Below are 18,724 nucleotides of genomic sequence, written 5' to 3'. Positions count from 1 at the left end.
ACGCGCGGCCGGCCCGGCGTCCGCGCGCTGAGCGCGCAGGTCAGTCCAGGCCGCCGCGGCGCGCGACCAGCCCGGCCATGACGGCGTCGCCGCGCTCGCCGGCCAGGCCTTCCGCCACCCCCTTGCGGTCTGCTGGCGTGCGGTTCTGGCTGACCTTCCATTTGCCCTCGATGCGGGCAATCGGAATCTCCACGCCAACGATGGCGCGCATTTGCGCTGCGATGAAGTCCGCGGGCGCCTCGTCGACGCTCCACGGCTGCGCGCGCGCCTTTTCCTGGCTATGGGTCAAGGCGTCAAGCTGGGCGCGCAGCCAGGCGGGATCGTCCTGGATGATGGGCGTGCCCCACACATGCACCGCCACGAAATTCCAGGTGGGCACCACCTTGTGCGTTTCGGCCTTGGTGGCATACCAGGACGGCGTGATGTAGGCCTGCGCGCCGTGAAAGGCAATCAGGCATTCGCGCCCCGCCGCCAATTCGGCAAGCTGCGGGTTGGCGCGCGCCACGTGCAGGCGCAGCACGCCCTGCGGACCTTCCGGATAGAGCAGACAGGGAATATGGTTGGCCATCAGCCCGCCCTCCCCGCTTGTACAGACGACGCCCAGCGGATGGGCGCGGATGAAGTCGTGCTGGACTTCCAGTGAGTCTTCGCGGAAGGCGGACGGCAAATACATGATGGCGGCAGCAGGTTGTGGGCGGAAAAGGGACAACATACCGCCCCCGTGGCCCCATGAAAAGGGCCAGCGAATTTTTGTTTTATGGAGCCACAAAGAGAACCACAACAGCGCGCCGCGCTTGCCGCGCACTATCGTCGGGAACGTTCGGACGCCAGGTTCATGCGTTCGCGGGCCTGGGTTTCGTGGGCATAGGCGCGGTCGTAGCTCTCCAGGCACCCAGGCGTTGGATTCGGCCATTGAATCGCGGCGATCGCCGCGGTCAGCTCGTCGCGCGCTCGCTGCCATTCCTTGACAGCGGCATACCATTCGTTCGCGGTGTCCATAGTTCTCTCCCTATGCGCACACGCCTTCCATCGTAATCCTGTCCGCGCCCGCCGAGGCGGCATGCATGGCCGAAGGAAGCGGCCAGGCCCGACGCCGGACCAGAAAAAAAGCCGGCGCCGTTTCGGCCGATCGGACCGATAATTGTCCGATGCGTTGCCGGAGACTGCGCCGGTCGCTTTGGGCGCATGCAACACGACGTGGCAACCCGAACCTCGGCAATGCCGGCCATGCACGAACGCGCCCAGCCCGCAAGGCGCGTCGCCGGCCTCCCGCGCGGGCGTTGTTTTCTGACCAGGAAAGCACATGAAGCCCACCCTCGCCCTTGCCGCCAGTTGCGCCCTGATCGGACTGGCCGGCTGCACCAACCTGCCCAAGGCGCAGGACTACTCCACCTCGCTGGGCGAAAGCCAGAGCCAGCTCCAGCAGGATCCCGACTGGAGCGGCGGCCGTCTCTGGGTGCGTCCCGGCCCGCCGATCGGCAGCCAGTTCGACAGGAAGCTGATCCTGGAAGACGTGACCTACATCCAGGGAGACCGCCCTGACGATCTGAACATGCATGGCGACGCCCAGATGCGCGAACGTGTCCTGTCCTACATGAACGAGGCCCTGCGCCGGGAATTCCGGCAAGGCGGCTATCAGTTGATCACCACGCCGGCGCCACGCACGGTGCGGCTGCGCGCCGCGATCACCGGCACGTTCAAGAACGACCGCGATCCCCGCGCGCGGGAATACGTGCCGATCGGCTACGTGCTGAGCAAGGGGGCAAAGGCGGCGGGCCTGCGCGACCAGTCCACCCGCCTGCTGATTGAAGCCTCCGCGCGCGACGCCTACACCAACCAGTTGCTGATCGCCTCGATGGGCGCCGTCACGGGCGCCAACCTGCCGCCGGACAGAAAGCCCACGGCGGACGACGTGCGCACGGCCATCGACGATTGGGCCCTGAAGGTCCGCGAGCAATTCGATCGCATCTGGGCGGGGAACGTGCCAGCAGAAAAATGACCCGAAACCGGCATTTTTTTGCCTTCATATCAAGATGTGATGAATATTGACGTCAACCCTCACTTACTCAGGGCCACGGCTAATGCTACTGTTCCGCCTGTGCAAGGAGTACATGCAATGGATCAGAAGACGAAGCCTTGGGCTTTTCCCAAACCTCACCCCGAAAACACCCCACGCGGGGAGCGCAATAAACAAGAGTTCGATACCCCGCCCGAAGATAAGAAACCCGCGCCCAAGCCGCGCGCCAAGAAGCAACCGCCTGCGACAGGCCCGGCTCGCCCGTGACGCTTGCCGCAAAAGCAGGCGCCGCCTGTACGGCATTGCCCACGCTGTCCCTGGACATTGCGTGATCAAGCCGCTGCGCGGCGCTTCTTTATTGACGCCCCCGGCGCGCAATCCGTTGGCGACAGCCGGCGCCTTCCGACTGCCGCACGCGGCTCCGCCGCTGACCGCCAAGGAGCGCCATGACCGTTTCCATCCTGCAGGGCATCGCAATTGCGCTCGTGGCGGCCTGGGGCGCGCTGGCTTTGTGGATACGCGCGCCGCTGTCCCCTGGAAGGAAGGCCGCCGTCGTGCTGGCATGGGTAATCTCGGCGCTGGCTGCGCTGGGCGGGCTGGCGTGGCAAGCATGGCGGCCGGGCCTGTACCTCCATGGCGCCGCGCTGGCGGCCCTGCTGTGGTGGTGGCTGCGCATCCGGCCGTCCAATGACCGGCCCTGGACTGCCGAGGTCTCGCGCCAGACCCGCGGCGAAGTCAGCGGCCATCTCGTTACGCTGCACAATGTGCGCAACTTCGACTGGCGTTCGCGCACCGACTTCACACCCAAGTGGGAAACGCGCCGTTATTGCCTGGACGCGCTGCAATCCGTGGACGTCGCCCTCTCCTACTGGGGCCATCCCGCCATCGCCCATGCGCTGATGTCGTTTGGCTTTGCCGACGACGACCATGTGGTGTTCTCGGTCGAGATCCGCCGCAAGCAGGGCGACAAATTCTCGGAGATCGGCGGATTCTTCAAGCAGTACGAACTGAGCGTAATCGCCTCGACCGAAGAAGACAGCCTGCGCGTGCGCACGAACGTCCGGGGCGAAGACGGCTATCTGTACCGCATCCATATGCCCGAGGGCGCCGCGCGCGCGTTGTTTCTTGCGTATGTGGACAAGGCGAACCGGCTGGTGGCCGCGCCGCGGTTCTATCACACGCTGACCGCCAACTGCACCACCATCGTGTTCCAGATGGCGCGCCGCATCGTGCCCGGCCTGCCGCTGGACTACCGCCAGCTGTTGTCGGGCTACCTGCCGGAATACCTTTACAAGCTGGACGCGCTGCGCGGCGCTGGCAGCGCCGCGCAATACCGCCAGCTGGGCCGCTATACCGACAGGGCGCTGGCCACCTACGACCGCGCTCAGTATTCCCGCAACATCCGGCGCGGCGTGCCGGGCATCGCGCGAGACGATCACGCGCCCCGCGCCTGACGTCCGTCAGGACTGGCGCGCGGCCGCGGCCGGCAAGACGCGAAACGTGACGCCCAACCGGTTGAAGGCGTTCATCAGCCCGATCGCGTAAGTCAGGTCGGCCAGCTCTCGCTCATTGAATTCCGCCGACGCCGCCGCGTAATCGGCATCGGGCACGCCAGTCTGAGCCACGCGCGTCACCGTTTCCGCCCACGCGAGCGCAGCGCGCTCCCGCTTGTCGAACAAATCCCCCGCTTCGCGCCACACGGGCACGAGCACCAGTTTGTCGACGGTCATCCCCTGCTTAAGCAGGTCGCGCGAATGCATGTCGATGCAATAGGCGCAGCCATTGATCTGCGATACCCGCAGGTAGACCAGATGGATCAGTTCCTGGGGAAGGCTGCATTTTTGCAGATAGGCATGCACGCCGCCGAACGCCTTGTATCCTTCGGGCGACGCCTTGGCGTAGTCGATCCGTTTGCTCATGGAGATTCCTTGCTTGCTGGGTTCAAGGACGCCATGTTGCGCCATTGCGCGCCTACCGGACAGGGCCAAGAACCGGGTTTGCGACTGGGGCATGACCGCAAGCCCCGGCCGCCGTCAGCGGGCCGTTGCCGCATCCTTGTAGATGACCCCGTCCTTCATGATCAGCAGGAAGTTCTTTTCCGGATCGCCGATCAGCCTGATGTTCTGGATGGGGTCCCCGTCGACCAGGATCAGGTCGGCCAGCGCGCCTTCCCGCACGACCCCCAGGTCGCCGCGATACGGGTTGCGCAGCCCCGACAGCTTGAGCAATTCCGCGTTCGTGCCCGTGGCCATGATGAGCGTCTGCGCCGGCGTGTACCAGCGGGTCAGGCTTGCCAGGATGTTGCCCTGCTGCTCGGCCAGCTGGCTGGAAAACAAGATGTCCGTGCCAAACGCGGTTTTCAGCTTGTGCTTGATCGCAAGCTGGTAAGTCTTGTCGGTGCCGGCGAAGACCTCCTGCGCCTTCTGCCACTCGTCGGAGCCCCTGGGGAAGGCGTCTGCCAGCGCATCGGGAAACGGCTGCGTGCTGAGCCAGGCGCCTGATTTCGCCATCATCTGGGCCGTTTCCTCGTCCATCAGGCTGGCGTGTTCGATGCTCTGTACGCCCGCCCGGATCGCCCGCTGGATCGCCACGGGCGTGTAGGCGTGCACCGCCACGTAGGTGCCCCAATCCTTGGCCGCGTCCACTGCCGCCTTGAGCTCGGCTTCGGTGAACGTCACGACGTCCAGCGGGCTATGCGGCGACGACACGCCCCCGCCGCCCGTCAGCTTGACCTGCGTGGCGCCCTGCATCAGCTGTTCGCGCGTGCGCAGGCGCACTTCGTCGGGACTGTCGGCGATGGTGCTATCGCCCGCCAGATCGTGCCGCGAGCCGGGCGCGCCCAGCGTGCGCGGCAGATCGGACATGGAACGGAAATCCCCGTGCCCGCTGGTCACGGTGATCATCGCGCCCGAAGGATAGATGCGCGGGCCGGGAATCACGCCCTGGTCCACGGCCCGCTTCAGACTGAACGCCGAGCCGCCCATGTCCCGCACCGTGGTGAACCCCCGCATCAGCGTCTTGCGCGCCTCGACCCCGGCGACGATATTGATGTAGGTCGGGTCCTGCGTCATGGCCACCTGCAGCGGCACTCCCACGAACATGCTGTGCCAGTGCATGTCGATCAGGCCCGGCATCAGGGTGCGGCCGCCGCCGTCCACCACGCGCGCGCCGTCTGCGGCAATCTTGTCGCGCGACACTTTCTCGATCAGATTGCCATGCACCAACACGCTGCTCGGCGGACTCAGGTCCGCCGATACGCCATCGAAGATGCGCACGTTCTCGAACAGAATCCGCGAATCCGCGGCGGCCGTTGCCGCGGCGGCCGCTGGCGCCTGCTCCGCCCCGGGCATACCGTGCGAGAACGCAGCCGTCGCGCCCAAAAGCAGCGACGCCGCAGCAACTGCAATACCAGGCCTGATAAACATGAGCGTACCTCTTGGTTATGCGTGCGCCCTGGAATCAGGACGGAAACAGAATGGGGATCAGCATTACGCTGACCAGCAGCGAAAACAGGGTCAGGGGCGTGCCGATCTTCAGGTAGTCGGCGAAGCCGAACCCGCCGGCCACGCTGACCAGCGCATTGGACGGGGTGGATACCGGCGACATGAACGCCGCCGAAGACGCGATGGCCACGGTCATTGCAAACGCATAGGGCGAGGCATGCAGGCTTTCCGCGATGCTGATCGCGACCGGCCCCATCAGCACGGCGGTGGCCGTGCCCGACACCACCATGCCCAGGCTCACCGTGGCCAAAAATACCAGCGCGAGCTGCCCGTACAGGCCCCAGTCGCCGGAATAGTGCAGCAGGAACTGCGCGGCAAGATCCACGCCGCCGCTGCGCTTGAGCGCCAGCGCGAACGGCAGCATCCCCACGATGAGTATCAGGGCGCGCCAATTGATCGAGCGATAGGCCACATCGAGCGTAACGCAGCCGAACGCGCCCATCATCAGCGCCCCGACCAGGCCCGCCATCACATTCGGCACCCAGTCCGTCAGCATCAGGAAGATGACCGTCGCCAGAGACAGCAGTGCAAGGAGGGCCCGGTTCGGTACGGGAATCAGGGAATCGGCCTCGACCGGCATCGCCAGGCTGACCAGGTCGTGCTCCTCGGCCTGCAGCGAAAAGATGCCTGCCCAAGGCCCCACCACCAGCAAGGTATCTCCGACCCTCATCCGGACGTCCGGCAGCTTGCGCATGGCCTCCTTGCCGCGCCAGATCCCGACGATGAACACCCCATGGCGCTCGAGCGCCACGGACTCGCGGGCGCGGGCCCCGACCAGCCCCGATTCCGCCGGCACGATCACCTCGACCATGCCCACGTCGCGCGCCTGGTCGGCGAAGTACACGCCGGACATCGCCAGCCGCTTGAGCAGGTGGCGGCTGCAAAAGCCTTCGATATCGAAGTCCTCCACGTCCATATCCAGCAGCAGGATATCGCCGGCTTCCAGCACGTCGTCCGCCGTCGCGCGCATCACCGCCCGGGCAAAGCGCGAGTTCCGCTCGATCGCGATGACGCAGGCCGACGTGCCCAGTTCGGCGCCGCAGACGCCCAGCTGGCGGCCCACGAGGTCCGAGCTTTCCTCGACGAGCAGGCGGTATGCCCTGTTCTGCAGCGAGTACTTCGAGGCCCAGTCGCCCAGGCTGGGCCGGTTGGTCGCGCCCGGGCTCTGGCCGGCGTCGATCAGCCGCCGGGCGAACAGCATGTAAGCAATGCCGCCGGCCAGCACCACGACGCCGATGGGCGTAAAGGCGAAGAATCCGAAGCCCTCGTAGCCGGCATAGCCCAGCGCGCTGTTCAGCACCAGATTGGGCGTGGTGGCCACCAGCGTCAACATGCCGCTGATGGCCGCGGCCGTCCCCATGGGCATCAGTATCCGGCGGCTGGCCATGCCGGACTGGCGGGCGATCCGCAACACGATGGGAATGAAAATGGCGACCACCGCGGTAGAGCTCATCACGGCGCCCATCATCCCGACCGCGCCCATGACCAGCAGGACCAGCCGCCCTTCGCTCTTGCCCCCGTGCCGCAGCAGCAGGTCTCCCACTGCCTGCGCGACGCCGGTGCGGACCAGCCCCTCGCCCACGACGAACAGGCAGGCGATCAGAACGATGGCGGGATTCGAAAACCCGTCCAGCGCCTCGCGGTAGGTCACCGTTCCGCTCAGCGGCAGCAACAGCATGACGAGCAGCGCCACCGCGTCGGACCGGGGACGTCCGATGACGAAAAGCACGATGGCCGCGGACAGGATGCAGAGGACTATCGCCAGTTCACCGCTCATCGTTGCGCTTCCCCCCTTTCCTGGCCCTAGAAGGCCGTGTTGCCCGTGCTGATCGCCCACACGCCGATCCCGCAAGAGACCAGCACCAGAAGCAGGATCGGCCATTCGTACGGGGCGAAGATGTTCCCGCGCTGCTCCCGCCGCGAGATCAGGAACAGGATGGTGCCTGGCGCGTAAATGACGCACGAGAGCACGAAATACCGGAAGCCGCCCGCATACACCAGGCCGGCCGCGTACACCGTGGCCACCGCGGCCAGCCCCAGCTCGATTCTCCGGCGCCGGGTCCAGCCGTCGTAGGTCTCGCCACGCCACGTCAGCATCAGCCCGAATGCGGCGACGAAGAAATAGGGAATCAGGCTCATCGAACTTGCCATGTTCTTGAGCAGCACGAACGTGTCTTCGGTAAAGAGCGTGACGATCAGGAACAGCTGGACGATGCCGTTGCTGAGCCACAGCGCCGCAGCCGGCACGCCGTGGCGGTTCTCGCGGCTCAGGAACGACGGCATGATGCCCGCGCCGGCCGCCGCCCGCAGCACTTCCGCGGCCAGCAGAATCCAGGCCAGGTAGGCGCCGGCCACCGACACCATCAACCCCACGCTGACCAGCATGCTGCCCCAGGGGCCGGCAATCGCCCTGAGCACGCCCGCCATCGACGGGTTGCGCAGCGCGGCGAGCTCCGCGCGCGGCAGCACCCCGTACGACAGCATCGTCACCAGCACCAGCAGCGCCAGCACCAGCAGGAACCCGACGATGGTGGCGATCGCCACGTCTTCCCGGCGCTTGGCGTAACGCGAATAGACGCTTGCGCCCTCCACGCCCAGGAACACGAACACGGTGACCAGCATGGTGTTGCGCACCTGTTCGAACAGGCTGCCCTGGCCTTCCACGTCCAGCCCTTCCGCGATATTCGCGCGCAGGACGTCCAGATCGACGGCATACGCCGCGAAAGCGATGAAGATGGCAATGGGCACGATCTTGGCGATGGTCACCACGGTGTTCATGCCCGCCGCCTGGCGGATGCCGCGCAGGATCGCGAAATGCGTCGACCACAGCAGAATGGAGGACACGCCCACGGCCGCGACCGTATCCCCGTCGCCGAAGAACGGCAGCACAGCGCCCAGCGTGCCCTTGAAAATGACGAAGTAGCTGACATTGCCCAGGCAGGCCGCCGTCCAGTAGCCCAGCGCCGCCAGAAAGCCCAGGTAGAGTCCAAAGCCCGCCTTGGCGTAGGCAAAGATGCCCGCATCCAGGTCCGGACGCCGGCGCGACAGGAACTGGAAGACCATGGCCAGCGTCAGCATGCCCGTGCCGGCAATCGCCCAGGCGACCATGCCGCCGACCGGGCCGGTATTGCGCGCAAATATGCTGGGCAGCGAGAAGATCCCCGCGCCCACCATCGAACCCACCACCATGGCGGCAAGCGCCATGCGAGAAAGTTTGGCAGTTTCCACGCTCACGTTCGTCTCCTGAAAGCGGCCCGGCCTTTTTGCTGCGCCCCTGCTGCGCTTCGGCCGGCGTCCTGGCAGGACCCCGGCCGCAGCGCTTGCGCCCGGCCTACGCCGGATCGCGGGAGATCGGGCACGTCATGCAATGCCCGCCGCCCCGTCCGCGGCCCAGCTCGGCGCCCGCAAAGGTGATGACTTCGATGCCTGCCTTGCGCAGCAGGGTGTTGGTGTACACGTTCCGGTCATACGCCAGCACGGTTCCCGGCGAGACGCAGACCAGGTTGGCGCCGCTATCCCACTGCGTGCGCTCGCGCATGTAGGCGTTGCCGCCGGTCTCCACGACGCGCATCTTCTTGATGCCCAGGGCTCCCCCTATCACATCAACCAGCGAGCCCTTGTCCTTGTGCAGTTCGAGCTTGCCCGTTCCATCGGCCGGCCGGTAGGAGAAAGCCTGGATGTTGTTGACGATGTCGGGATACATGAGCACGCAATCGCGATCCGCGAAGGTCAACACCGTGTCCAGGTGCATGGCGGCGCGCAGCTTGGGCATGGCGGCCACGATCACCCGGTCGGCCGCATCCTTGGCGAACAGGGTGGCCGCAAGCTGGCTGATGGCCTGGCGCGAGGTCCGCTCGCTCATGCCGATCAGCACCGTGCGGTTTCCGATCGGCATGACGTCCCCGCCTTCAAGCGTAGCCAAGCCGTGGTCGGCGGTCGGATCTCCCCACCATACATTCACCTTGCCGGCAAATCGCGGATGGAACTTGTAGATCGACGAGGTCAGAATCGTCTCTTCATGGCGGGCGGGCCAGTAAAGCGGATTGAGCGTAACGCCGCCGTAAATCCAGCAGGTGGTGTCGCGCGTGTAGAGCGTGTTTGGCAGCGGCGGCAGCAGGTATTCCGTAACGCCGGCCGCCTCCTTGATCAGCATCAGTTGCTCGCCCCCGACAGACTCCGGAAATTCCTCGGTGGACAAACCGCCGATCAGCGTTTCAGCCAGCTGGCGCGCCGGCAGCCCGTCCAGATAGCTGCGGATCTCGTCCAGCAACCCCAGGCCCACCTGGTTGGCCACGACCTGGTTGTCCAGGATCCACTTCTTGGCCTCCGGAACCTCGAGCGTTTCTGCCAGAAGGTTATGCATTTCAACTACATCGACGCCGCGGTCGCGCATCTTGGTCATGAAGTCGAAATGGTCGCGCTTGGCGTTGTCGACCCACAAGACGTCGTCGAACAGCAGCGCATCGCAATTGGAAGGGGTCAATCTTTCGTGGGCCCGTCCAGGAGCGCATACCATCACCGTGCGCAGTTGCCCAACTTCTGAATGGACTCCAAATTGTTCGGTATCAGCCATGACTAGCTCCTAAAAGTTAGATAGCGATCCAGCCGTAGATCAGGCCGACGACAGCAGCTACGGCCCCGATGGACGCCACGATGAAAACGGTCAACTCCCACCCGGTGAAGAATGACCTGCCTTGCTCACGCCGGGCCCAGAAGTACAGGACAGATCCGGGCGCGTACAAAAGCGCCGACAGCAGCAGGAACTTCAGGCCGCCGGCGAAGATCATGAAAAGGGTATAGACGGCGGCAATGCCCGCCAGGATCAGGTCGCGTTTGCGGTCCTTGTCGTCGGTATAGGTCTCGCCCCGCTTGGCCAGCAGGTAGCCGAATCCCGCCACCAGCAGGTAAGGAATCAGCGACATCGCGCTGGTCAGGCTGAGCATCAGGGCGAAGGCGTCGCGCGACCAGTACGTGCTGATGACGAACAGCTGCACGATGATGTTGGTGACCCACAGCGCCACGACGGGCACGCCGTTTTTATTCTCGCGGGCGAACGCGCGCGGCATGTCCTCGGTCTTGGCGGCCGCGTGCATGACTTCTGCGCAGATCAGCGACCAGGCCAGATATGCGCCCAGCACCGAAATGAGCAGGCCCACGCTCACGAACACTGCGCCCCAGGGCCCGACCACAGACTCCAGCACGCCCGCCATGGACGGCTGGCGCAGCCCGGCGATGTCGCTTTGCTGCATGACGGCATAGGGCAGCAGCGAGACCAGCACCATCAGAAGCAGCGCGGTGGCGAAGCCGATCAGCGTGGCCACCCCCACGTGCGACCGCTGTGACGCGAACCGGGAATAGACGCTGGCCCCCTCGATGCCCAGGAAGACGAAGACGGTCACCAACATCGTCCGCCGCACCTGTTCAAAGAGGCTATAGCCGCTGAGCTCGCCCCAGAAGTTGATCTTGAACAGATCAACCTTGAACGCGATGAACAGGACAACGATGAAGACGATGATGGGGATGATCTTGGCCACCGTCACTATGGCGTTGATGAACGCCGCCTGCTGAATGCCGCGCAGGATCATGAAATGGAACAGCCAGATCCCCACGGAGGCCGCCGCAATTGCGATCACCGTGTTGCCGTCGCCGAAAACCGGAAAGAAGGCGCCCAGCGTGGATTTGATCAGCACCCAGTACGACACGTTGCCGATGCAGCTTCCGATCCAGTAGCCAAATGCCGAAAGAAAGCCCATGTAGTCGCCGAATCCCGCCTTTGCGTAGGCGAAGACGCCAGCGTCCAGCTCAGGTTTTCGTTCGGCAAGCGACTGGAACACCCGGGCCAGCGTGTACATGCCCGCAGCGGCAATGGCCCACGCAATGAGGGCCCCAATCACGCCGGTCGCCCCGCCGAAGGTCCGGGGCAGCGAGAAAATCCCGGCGCCGATCATCGACCCCACCACCATGCCCGTCAAGGCAAGCAATCCAAGCTTCTTGGTAGTACCGCTTTCCATCATGCACCTCCAATTTTGGCAAATATGTGAGCAGGTCCGCCGTCTTCTCCATTGCCTTTCGGGGACGACTGGATCCGCCGCAGTTACCGCGCAATCACGTGCTTGAAGCTCCTCGGTTGAATCGGGTGGTGGCGCTGAACACCGTGGTCATCGTGATGAGCAGCGGAACACCGATAAAAGTGCCTGGGATACCCCATACAAGCCCCCAGAAGAACACCGCCACCATCACCATCAGCGGCGACAGCGAGAACGCGCTGCCCGCGAGCCTGGGCTCGAGGTAGCAGCCGTAAATGATCTGGATGCAATTCAGGACCACCAGAACGGCGATGCTCGTCTGCAGCGACCCGTACTGGACGAAGGCAAAGAACGCCGGAAAGACCGTCGCGACCAGCGGCCCCAGGAATGGGATGTAGTTCAGCAGGAAGGCCAGGCCGCCCCAGGCCGTCGCCAGCTCCAGCCCCGCATAGATGGCGAAGAGCCAGACCGTCACGCCCGTCAGCACGCTCGCCACCGTCCGGATCACCATGTACCAGCGCAGCTTGCTGGCGACCTGGCGGGCGATGTCCATCCACCGCTTCGCCCTGTCCTCGCCCAGCAGGCGTGTCAGCCTGTCCGGCGCCTCGTCCAGTTCGAACAGGCCCAGCGCAATGAAGACAAAGGACAGGAAGATCAGCCCGAACATGCTGTTGACCCGCAAGGCGACTTCCTGGATGGCCCGCACCAGCCACGAGACATTGAAGCTGTCCTGGAACATCTGGATCATCAGGGCCGCATGTGGATGCAACGTCTCGGTCTCAAGCATGAAGAGACGCTGGAAGCGGCCCGCATTGGCCATGACCCACTGGCCTATCAGGCTGAACCCCCATCCGGCCAGGGACAGGAACACGATCGAAACGGCCAGCGAAACCAGCAGGACCAGGATGGCGGCAAGCGGGGCCGGCATCCTGCGGCCCAGGTACTGGCGCAGCGGCGCCACCAGGCAGATGACGAACAGCGCGAACGTCAGGGGCACGAATACCGGACTGGCCAGGTACAGCAGACCCAGTATCAAAATCGCGCAGATTCCGGACAATGCGAAGGACGTCATCTTGGTATCACCCCATCAACACGTTTGACCAGATAGGAATAAAACGGATTGGACGTCAGCCGGGTCAGCGTATCCATCCCGATCACGAACGCGCCAACTTCTCCCCGCATGGACATGGCCCCCAGGCTGATTCCGAACTCCTCGATGTTGCCGGGATGCGTGCCGTACAGCGCGTCGTCCGTCGGAAACGGCAGCGCCACGTGAGACAGCGAATAGACGTCGCGCGGGTAGTCCATGCCGATGGCGCGCTCAACGATCTGCGTCGAGCCCGCCTCGATGACGCGTTCGATCATCTGGCTGGACGTGGGCGTCGCGTTCGTGACGATGGTCAGGCGATAGTTGCGCTGTTCGCCGGGCAGCGTGCCCGCCAGCTGCCACGCCACGCCGCGGCGAAAAAGCGGCCCCAGCTTGGTCGCGCGGTTCAGGTCGAACAGCACCAGGTCGCTTCCATTGGCGGGCAGGCGCGCATACAGGGCGTTGATGAGCGCCCGCGTACTGACCGTAAAGTCCAGCACCGAATGGAAGGTGATGATGGGGGGCAACCGCTCCAGGCCCCCGGACCGTTGCTGGGCTAGCAGCCTGTCCTGCAGCGCCTGCGTCAGCTCGAACGACTGGCGGGCCGCGTGGACGGGGAAGGAGTTGTATTTGAACGGATTGAATTCGGGAACGATGCTGAGCCAGGCGGCCTTCGCGAAGGCCGGCAGCATGGCCGGCAGGCCGGCCACGCCGGCAAAGCGCGCGAACGTCGTGATGCCCACCATCGGCGAAATCAGGACCAGCCGGTCAGGCTTGGCCAGCTTGGGATCGTCCAGGGCGTCCAGCGCATGCATCAGCGCCAGCGCCCCTCCGTTGGAAAACCCCACCAGGTGCAGCGGACGCGGCGCGGGCACGCGCCGCCTGGCCTCGCGCACGGCCAGGCGCGTCGCCGCCGACCAATCTTCCCAGTGCGCATCCGTCAGCCCGCCGGGCACGGTGCCATGGCCAGGCATCCGGATGGCGATGGCCACATAGCCCATCGACTGGTAATGCGCGGCCACATGCCTCAGGCTGTACGGAGAATCGGTCAACCCGTGCAGGAACACCGCCACGCCGATGGGCTCGCCGGCAGGCTCCAGCACGAACGACCGGTTCCAGTCGTGCGCGAAATGCTCCGGGTACACCTTGGCGCCGGAGAAATACCGGTTGCTGTCCACCTTGTCTTCGGGCTGGAGCTTTTCGCCTACGTTCTGTCGCACCTGCGCAAACAGCGCCTCTTCGTGGGCCAGGTAATCCTGCCAGGCGCTGCGGTCCAGCTGCTCCGCGGTCAGCTCCTGCGGCACATAGGTATGCCAGGCAGCCAGGGGCGGGCCTTGCTGAATGTTGTACAGCCGCACGCCGATCAGCGTGCAGACGATCAACAGCGCGCCCGCGCCCACGATCAAGGCGGCCTTTTTCAGGCGGCGTCCCAGCTTGCCGGGCGAGGCGTCGGCGCTCTTACCGGTACTCACTGCGCAACTCCCGGGGTGACGGCCGGTGTCGGCGCGGCGGCGATTTCCAGCGGTTCATCCCCGCCGCCCAGCGCCACATAGAGCGACACGCCATTCTGCAGCTGCGCGGCCCGCAGCGTCAGCATCTGCTGCTCGGCGCTGAACAGTCCCCGCCGGGCGTCCACAACCTCCAGATAAATGGATATGCCATTCAGGTAGCGCAGGTCTGCGGTCTCCGCCAGGCGCCGCTGCGCCTGGATCGCCGTGTACTGGGCCGCGACCTGCTCCCGGAAGCGCTTGCGGCTTTCCAGCGCCGTCGCCACTTCGGCGAAAGCCGTCTGCACGGTCTTCCTGTAATTGGCGATCAGTTCTTCGCGCTGCGCGGTCGCAAGCTCGACGGCAGCCCGGCGCTGCCCGTAATCAAAAATGGGAAACGTCAACGCGCCGCCAATGTTCCAGATCTGGCTGGGCGAAGAAAACAGATCGGACAGATCCGTGGACGCATAGCCGAAAGCCCCCGTCAGCGAAATGCGGGGAAACAGCGCGGCGCGGGCCGCCCCGATATTGGCGTTGGCGCTGCGCAGCCGGTTTTCGGCTTGGCGTATGTCCGGCCGGGCAACCAGCAGAGAGGACGGCAGGCCCGGGCTCAACGCCTCGAACTGTCCGGCCGCCTCGATAGGCTGCATGTCCGTCATCTCGGTTTCCAGGTTCTCGCCGACCAGCACCCACAGCCGGTTCCAGTGCGCCGCAGTCGTGCGCTGCCACTCGGCAAGCTGGGTCTGCGCCTGCGTCAGGAGAATGACGGATTGCTCGTAGTCGACCCGCGACGTGACCCCGGCGTCCAGCCGGTCCTTGGCCACGCCCAAGGCATAGCTGCGCGTCTCCACTGTGCGCTGCGCCAGTTCGATCCCCTCCTCGCCCGCGCGCGCATCGTAGTAGGTCGATGCCACGTTGGCGATCAGCGAAAGCCGGAACGCGCGCTGCCCTTCCACGGTCGCCAGGTATTGCTGGAGCGCCGATTCGGTCAGATTGCGCACCCGCCCCCAGAAGTCCAGCTCAAAGGACGTGACCATGACCTGCGCGCTGAACTGGTTGAATTGCACCGTGCGCCTGACATCCGCCAGCGCGGGATCCAGGGCCGAGAGCGGCGCCTGGCTGCGCGACACGCCCGCCCCCGCATCCAGTTGCGGCAGTTGATTGGCGCGCTCGATCCGATAGAAAGCGCGCGCCTGATCAATTCGGGCCGTGGCTGCGGCCAGGTCCTGGTTCAGTTCCAGCGATTTCGCGATCAGGCGTTTAAGCAGGGGATCGCCAAAGAACTGCTGCCATGTCACGTCCTGCGCAATCAGGGCGTCCGGCGGCGCTTCGCCGGGAAACGCGGCAGGCGTCGCGACCTCCGGGGTGCGGTGTTCGGGCGCAAGGTTGCAGGCCGTCAGGCCCCAGCCCAGCACCGCCACCAGGACCACGCGCCCGGGATTCATGGATTTTCCCCTTGCCCTTCCGGCTTGGCCTGCGCTTTCGCATCGGGGCGCCGTCCCGACCACCTCCGGGCGACCATGTAGAACAGCGGCGTAAAGAAAACCCCGAACACGGTCGCAGTCAGCATGCTGCCCATGACGCTGGTGCCGACGGCCTGCTGGCTGGCCGCGCCGGCGCCGGAAGCGAACGCCAGCGGCATCATCCCCAGCACGAACGTGACGCTGGTCAGGACGATGGGGCGCAGCCGTTGCCGGGCGGCGTCCACCACGGCCTCCTTGCGGTCACGGCCCGCCAGTTCCTCTTTCAGCGCGAACTCGACGATCAGGATGCCGTTCTTGGCCGCCAGGCCGATGATGGTCACCAGCCCGATGTTGAAATAGATATCCGCGGACATTCCCCGGCTCAGCGTGAACGCCGCGGCCCCGAAAATGCCGAAGGGCAGGATCAGCAGGACGGAGACAGGCACGGACCAGCTCTCGTACAGCGCGGACAGCAGCAGGAACACCACGATGAGCGAAATGCCCAGAAGCAGGGCCACCTGATTCCCCGCCTGCCGCTCTTCGAATGCGGTGCCGGTCCATTCATACGTGACACCCTGCGGCAGCACGCGCTGGGCAATCGCTTCCATCTCGTCCAGCGCGTCGCCGCTGGACCGTCCCGCGGCGGCCTCTCCCGAAATGGTGATCGACGGAAAGCCGTTGTAGCGCTCCAGCTGCTGCGGCCCGTCTACCCACCGCATGCGCGAAAACGCCGAAAACGGCACCATTTCGCCGCGATTGTTGGGCAGCTGCAATGCGGCGATATCCTGCGGCTGCATGCGCTGTGATGCTTCGGCCTGGATGAACACCCGCTGGACGCTGCCTTCATGCAGGAAGTCGTTCACGTAGTTGGACCCGAACGCGAAGGTCAGCGCCTGGTTCACCTGCGCAACCTGCAGGCCCAGCGCCCGGGCATGCACACGGTCGATCTCCACAAAGAGCCGCGGCCCCGGCGGCATCCCGTCCAGCCGCACCCCGGTCAGGAGCGGACTGGCCGCGGCCGCCGCGATCATCGCCGCGCCCGTCGCGGCCAGCCCTGCCCCGCCCTGCGCGGTGCGGTCCTGCACTTTCATGGAGAAGCCGGACGCGTTGCCCATCGAGGGAATGGGGGGTGGATTCAAGGCGAAGATCAAGGCCTGGGGAATCGCCCGGAAACCCAGGTTGTTGCGCCCCACCAGCGCGTCCACCGCATCGCTGCGCGCAGTGCGCTCGCCCCAGGGATGCAGATCCACGAACGACAGCGCCGCCGTCTGCCCCTGGCCGAAAAAGTTGAAGCCGACCACCGATGCGACGTTGCGCACGGCGGACTGCTGGCGCAGCATGCTTTCGGCCTGCTCCACGGCCGTCTGCGTCTGGTCGGCCGTGGTGCCGGGCGCTCCGGTGTACGAAACAAAGAAGTAGCCCTGGTCTTCCAGCGGCAGATAACCGCCGGGAAGACGCGAAAACAGGAAGATCGTCAGCCCGCAGACGCCCAGGAAGATCAGCATCCAGCGCAAGGGGCGCACCAGCATGTGCTCCACCGCCCGCACGTAGTAGCGCGTCATGGCGTCCAGGCCGGCGTTGAACTTGTTGAACACCCACATCTTGCCCTTTGACAGCGGCCCCTTGGGCGGACTGTCGTCCGGGAGCTTGAGCACCGTGGCGCAAAGGGCGGCGCCCAGCGACAACGCCAGCACGGAGGATATGACGATGGCGACGGACAGCGTGATGGAAAACTGGCGATAGATGGCGCCGCTGGATCCCGGGAACATCGCCATCGGCACAAACACGGCCACAAGAACCAGCGAGCTGGCGATGATCGCCCCCCAGACCTGGCCGATCGCCTTGCGCGTCGCCTCGAACGCCGACAGTTTCTCGTCCTTCATGATGCGGACGACGTTCTCCGACACGACGATGGCGTCATCGTTCAGCACCCCGATTGCCACCACCATGCCAAAGAGAGACAGCAGGTTGATCGACGTGCCGAACAGCAACAGACCCGCGCAGGTGCCGATCAGCGCAATCGGCACGACAATCGTCGGGATCAGCGTGCTTCTCCAGCTTTGCAGGAACAGGAACACCATGACCGTGACGAGCAGCAGCGCTTCCACCATGGTGGTCAGGACCGACGCGATGGAGGTCGTGATGAAGGGCGTCGTGTCGAACGGCACCGTCCAGCTGACGCCATCCGGAAACACGGACTCCAGTTCCGTCATCCGCTGCCGGACCTGTCGCGCAACGTCCAGCGCATTGGCATCGTTCGCCAGCTGAATGGCGATACCCGCCGCCTCATTGCCATTGACGCTAAGCCGGAAGTTGTAGCTCTCGTTGCCCAGTTCAACCCTGGCCACGTCTCCCAGCCGCACCAGTGATCCATCATTGTTCACGCGCAGGATGACCTGCCTGAATTGTTCGGGCGTGGAAAACCGGCTCTGGGCGACGATCTGCGCATTGAAGTCCGCTCCCGGCGCCAGCGGCAGGTCGCCCAGGGAGCCGCCGATGGTCTGCGCATTCTGTTCCTGCACCGCGCGCATCGCGTCGCCGGCCGACATCTGGAAGCTCGCCAGCCTGCGCTCGTCCAACCAGATCCGCATGGCATAGGATGAGCCAAACAGCTGCACATCCCCCACCCCCGGTATGCGCCGCAGTTCATTCAGGATGTTGTTCGACGCAAAGTTGCCCATCTGCACGGCGCTGACGCTGCCGCTCTCGGACTGCAGCGCAAGCAGCATCAGGAAGCCCGAAGAGGCCTTGGTGACGGCAACGCCCAATTGACGCACTTCTTGCGGCAGCCGGGGTTCGACGCGGCCCAGGCGGTCCTGCACCTGGCTGCGCGCGACGTCCAGATCGGTGCCCGGTTTCAGGGTGACCGTGATCTGGGACGTGCCGTTGGCGCGGCTGACCGAAGCCATGTAGAGGAAATTGTCCACGCCATTCATTTCCTCCTCGATGATGGAGGTGACGGTGCGGTCTATGGTCGTCGTGTCCGCGCCACGGAAGGTCGCCTGGATCGTAATGGAAGGCGGCGCGACGTTGGGGTATTGCTCCACCGGAAGCAGCACCAGCGAAATGACCCCGAACAACAGGATGAACAGCGCCACCACCCATGCAAACACCGGCCGCAAGACGAAGAATGAACCCATG

General features: G+C 65.1%; 15 protein-coding genes. 3 read left to right on the top strand and 12 right to left on the bottom strand.

Going from position 1 to position 18,724, the window contains the following annotated elements:
• Positions 1 to 40: 40 nt before the first annotated feature.
• Positions 41 to 673 (bottom strand): FMN-binding negative transcriptional regulator, encoded by a 633-nt coding sequence (locus KYC_RS12790; protein WP_008162753.1) that lies wholly within the window; start codon positions 671 to 673, stop codon positions 41 to 43.
• 131 nt (positions 674 to 804) lie between these two features.
• Positions 805 to 999 (bottom strand): hypothetical protein, encoded by a 195-nt coding sequence (locus tag KYC_RS12785; protein WP_008162751.1) that lies wholly within the window; start codon positions 997 to 999, stop codon positions 805 to 807.
• A 304-nt stretch (positions 1,000 to 1,303) separates the two neighbouring features.
• On the opposite strand from KYC_RS12785, the gene KYC_RS12780 reads away from it, so the two are divergent.
• From KYC_RS12780 to KYC_RS12775, 3 genes are all read left to right on the top strand, one after another.
• Entirely contained in the window at positions 1,304 to 1,999 is a 696-nt protein-coding gene (locus KYC_RS12780) for a DUF3313 domain-containing protein (protein ID WP_008162749.1), read from the top strand.
• 117 nt (positions 2,000 to 2,116) lie between these two features.
• A complete protein-coding gene (locus tag KYC_RS29640) occupies positions 2,117 to 2,284 on the top strand; it encodes a hypothetical protein (RefSeq protein WP_167310246.1) in 168 nt (55 codons plus the stop codon).
• Between the two features lie 179 nt (positions 2,285 to 2,463).
• Positions 2,464 to 3,471, top strand: a complete 1,008-nt coding sequence (locus KYC_RS12775) for an Lnb N-terminal periplasmic domain-containing protein (RefSeq protein WP_008162747.1) — start codon at positions 2,464 to 2,466, stop codon at positions 3,469 to 3,471.
• 6 nt (positions 3,472 to 3,477) lie between these two features.
• Here the strand turns inward: KYC_RS12775 and KYC_RS12770 are convergent, their stop codons facing one another.
• From KYC_RS12770 to KYC_RS12725, 10 genes are all read right to left on the bottom strand, one after another.
• Positions 3,478 to 3,936: a carboxymuconolactone decarboxylase family protein gene (locus KYC_RS12770; protein ID WP_008162745.1), complete on the bottom strand. Its 459-nt coding sequence runs from the start codon at positions 3,934 to 3,936 to the stop codon at positions 3,478 to 3,480.
• A gap of 114 nt (positions 3,937 to 4,050) precedes the next feature.
• Entirely contained in the window at positions 4,051 to 5,442 is a 1,392-nt protein-coding gene (locus tag KYC_RS12765; protein WP_100148295.1) for a metal-dependent hydrolase family protein, read from the bottom strand.
• 34 nt (positions 5,443 to 5,476) lie between these two features.
• Positions 5,477 to 7,297, bottom strand: a complete 1,821-nt coding sequence (locus KYC_RS12760) for an SLC13 family permease (RefSeq protein WP_008162740.1) — start codon at positions 7,295 to 7,297, stop codon at positions 5,477 to 5,479.
• Between the two features lie 26 nt (positions 7,298 to 7,323).
• Positions 7,324 to 8,748 carry a basic amino acid/polyamine antiporter gene (locus KYC_RS12755; RefSeq protein WP_081478031.1) on the bottom strand — a complete coding sequence of 475 codons (1,425 nt, stop codon included), beginning with the start codon at positions 8,746 to 8,748 and terminating at the stop codon, positions 7,324 to 7,326.
• 103 nt (positions 8,749 to 8,851) lie between these two features.
• A complete protein-coding gene (gene arcA / locus KYC_RS12750) occupies positions 8,852 to 10,093 on the bottom strand; it encodes an arginine deiminase (protein ID WP_043518271.1) in 1,242 nt (413 codons plus the stop codon).
• A 16-nt stretch (positions 10,094 to 10,109) separates the two neighbouring features.
• A complete protein-coding gene (locus KYC_RS12745) occupies positions 10,110 to 11,531 on the bottom strand; it encodes a basic amino acid/polyamine antiporter (protein WP_008162734.1) in 1,422 nt (473 codons plus the stop codon).
• 94 nt (positions 11,532 to 11,625) lie between these two features.
• Complete coding sequence (locus tag KYC_RS12740; protein ID WP_008162732.1) at positions 11,626 to 12,618, bottom strand: AI-2E family transporter; 993 nt, start codon at positions 12,616 to 12,618, stop codon at positions 11,626 to 11,628.
• Positions 12,615 to 14,105, bottom strand: coding sequence for an alpha/beta hydrolase (locus KYC_RS12735; protein WP_008162729.1), 1,491 nt, complete (start codon positions 14,103 to 14,105; stop codon positions 12,615 to 12,617). Before KYC_RS12735 ends, KYC_RS12740 begins: the two co-directional genes overlap by 4 nt.
• Complete coding sequence (locus KYC_RS12730) at positions 14,102 to 15,565, bottom strand: efflux transporter outer membrane subunit (protein WP_008162727.1); 1,464 nt, start codon at positions 15,563 to 15,565, stop codon at positions 14,102 to 14,104. Before KYC_RS12730 ends, KYC_RS12735 begins: the two co-directional genes overlap by 4 nt.
• Positions 15,562 to 18,723 (bottom strand): multidrug efflux RND transporter permease subunit, encoded by a 3,162-nt coding sequence (locus KYC_RS12725; protein WP_008162725.1) that lies wholly within the window; start codon positions 18,721 to 18,723, stop codon positions 15,562 to 15,564. The genes KYC_RS12730 and KYC_RS12725 overlap by 4 nt, the downstream gene beginning before the upstream one ends.
• Position 18,724 lies beyond the last annotated feature (1 nt).

This window comes from Achromobacter arsenitoxydans SY8 (assembly GCF_000236785.1).
Taxonomy (GTDB): Bacteria; Pseudomonadota; Gammaproteobacteria; order Burkholderiales; family Burkholderiaceae_B; genus Achromobacter; species Achromobacter arsenitoxydans.
Note: the sequence above shows the minus strand (reverse complement) of the source record. Positions and strands in the feature narration are given on the sequence as shown.

Coding starts and splice junctions, on each gene's coding strand:
- KYC_RS12740 (WP_008162732.1), bottom strand. CDS start 12,618: ATGACGTCCTTCGCATTGTCCGGAATCTGCGCGATTTTGATACTGGGT.
- KYC_RS12790 (WP_008162753.1), bottom strand. CDS start 673: ATGTATTTGCCGTCCGCCTTCCGCGAAGACTCACTGGAAGTCCAGCAC.
- KYC_RS12760 (WP_008162740.1), bottom strand. CDS start 7,297: ATGAGCGGTGAACTGGCGATAGTCCTCTGCATCCTGTCCGCGGCCATC.
- KYC_RS12780 (WP_008162749.1), top strand. CDS start 1,304: ATGAAGCCCACCCTCGCCCTTGCCGCCAGTTGCGCCCTGATCGGACTG.
- KYC_RS12745 (WP_008162734.1), bottom strand. CDS start 11,531: ATGGAAAGCGGTACTACCAAGAAGCTTGGATTGCTTGCCTTGACGGGC.
- arcA (WP_043518271.1), bottom strand. CDS start 10,093: ATGGCTGATACCGAACAATTTGGAGTCCATTCAGAAGTTGGGCAACTG.
- KYC_RS12775 (WP_008162747.1), top strand. CDS start 2,464: ATGACCGTTTCCATCCTGCAGGGCATCGCAATTGCGCTCGTGGCGGCC.
- KYC_RS12730 (WP_008162727.1), bottom strand. CDS start 15,565: ATGAATCCCGGGCGCGTGGTCCTGGTGGCGGTGCTGGGCTGGGGCCTG.
- KYC_RS12785 (WP_008162751.1), bottom strand. CDS start 999: ATGGACACCGCGAACGAATGGTATGCCGCTGTCAAGGAATGGCAGCGA.
- KYC_RS12765 (WP_100148295.1), bottom strand. CDS start 5,442: ATGTTTATCAGGCCTGGTATTGCAGTTGCTGCGGCGTCGCTGCTTTTG.
- KYC_RS29640 (WP_167310246.1), top strand. CDS start 2,117: ATGGATCAGAAGACGAAGCCTTGGGCTTTTCCCAAACCTCACCCCGAA.
- KYC_RS12770 (WP_008162745.1), bottom strand. CDS start 3,936: ATGAGCAAACGGATCGACTACGCCAAGGCGTCGCCCGAAGGATACAAG.
- KYC_RS12725 (WP_008162725.1), bottom strand. CDS start 18,723: ATGGGTTCATTCTTCGTCTTGCGGCCGGTGTTTGCATGGGTGGTGGCG.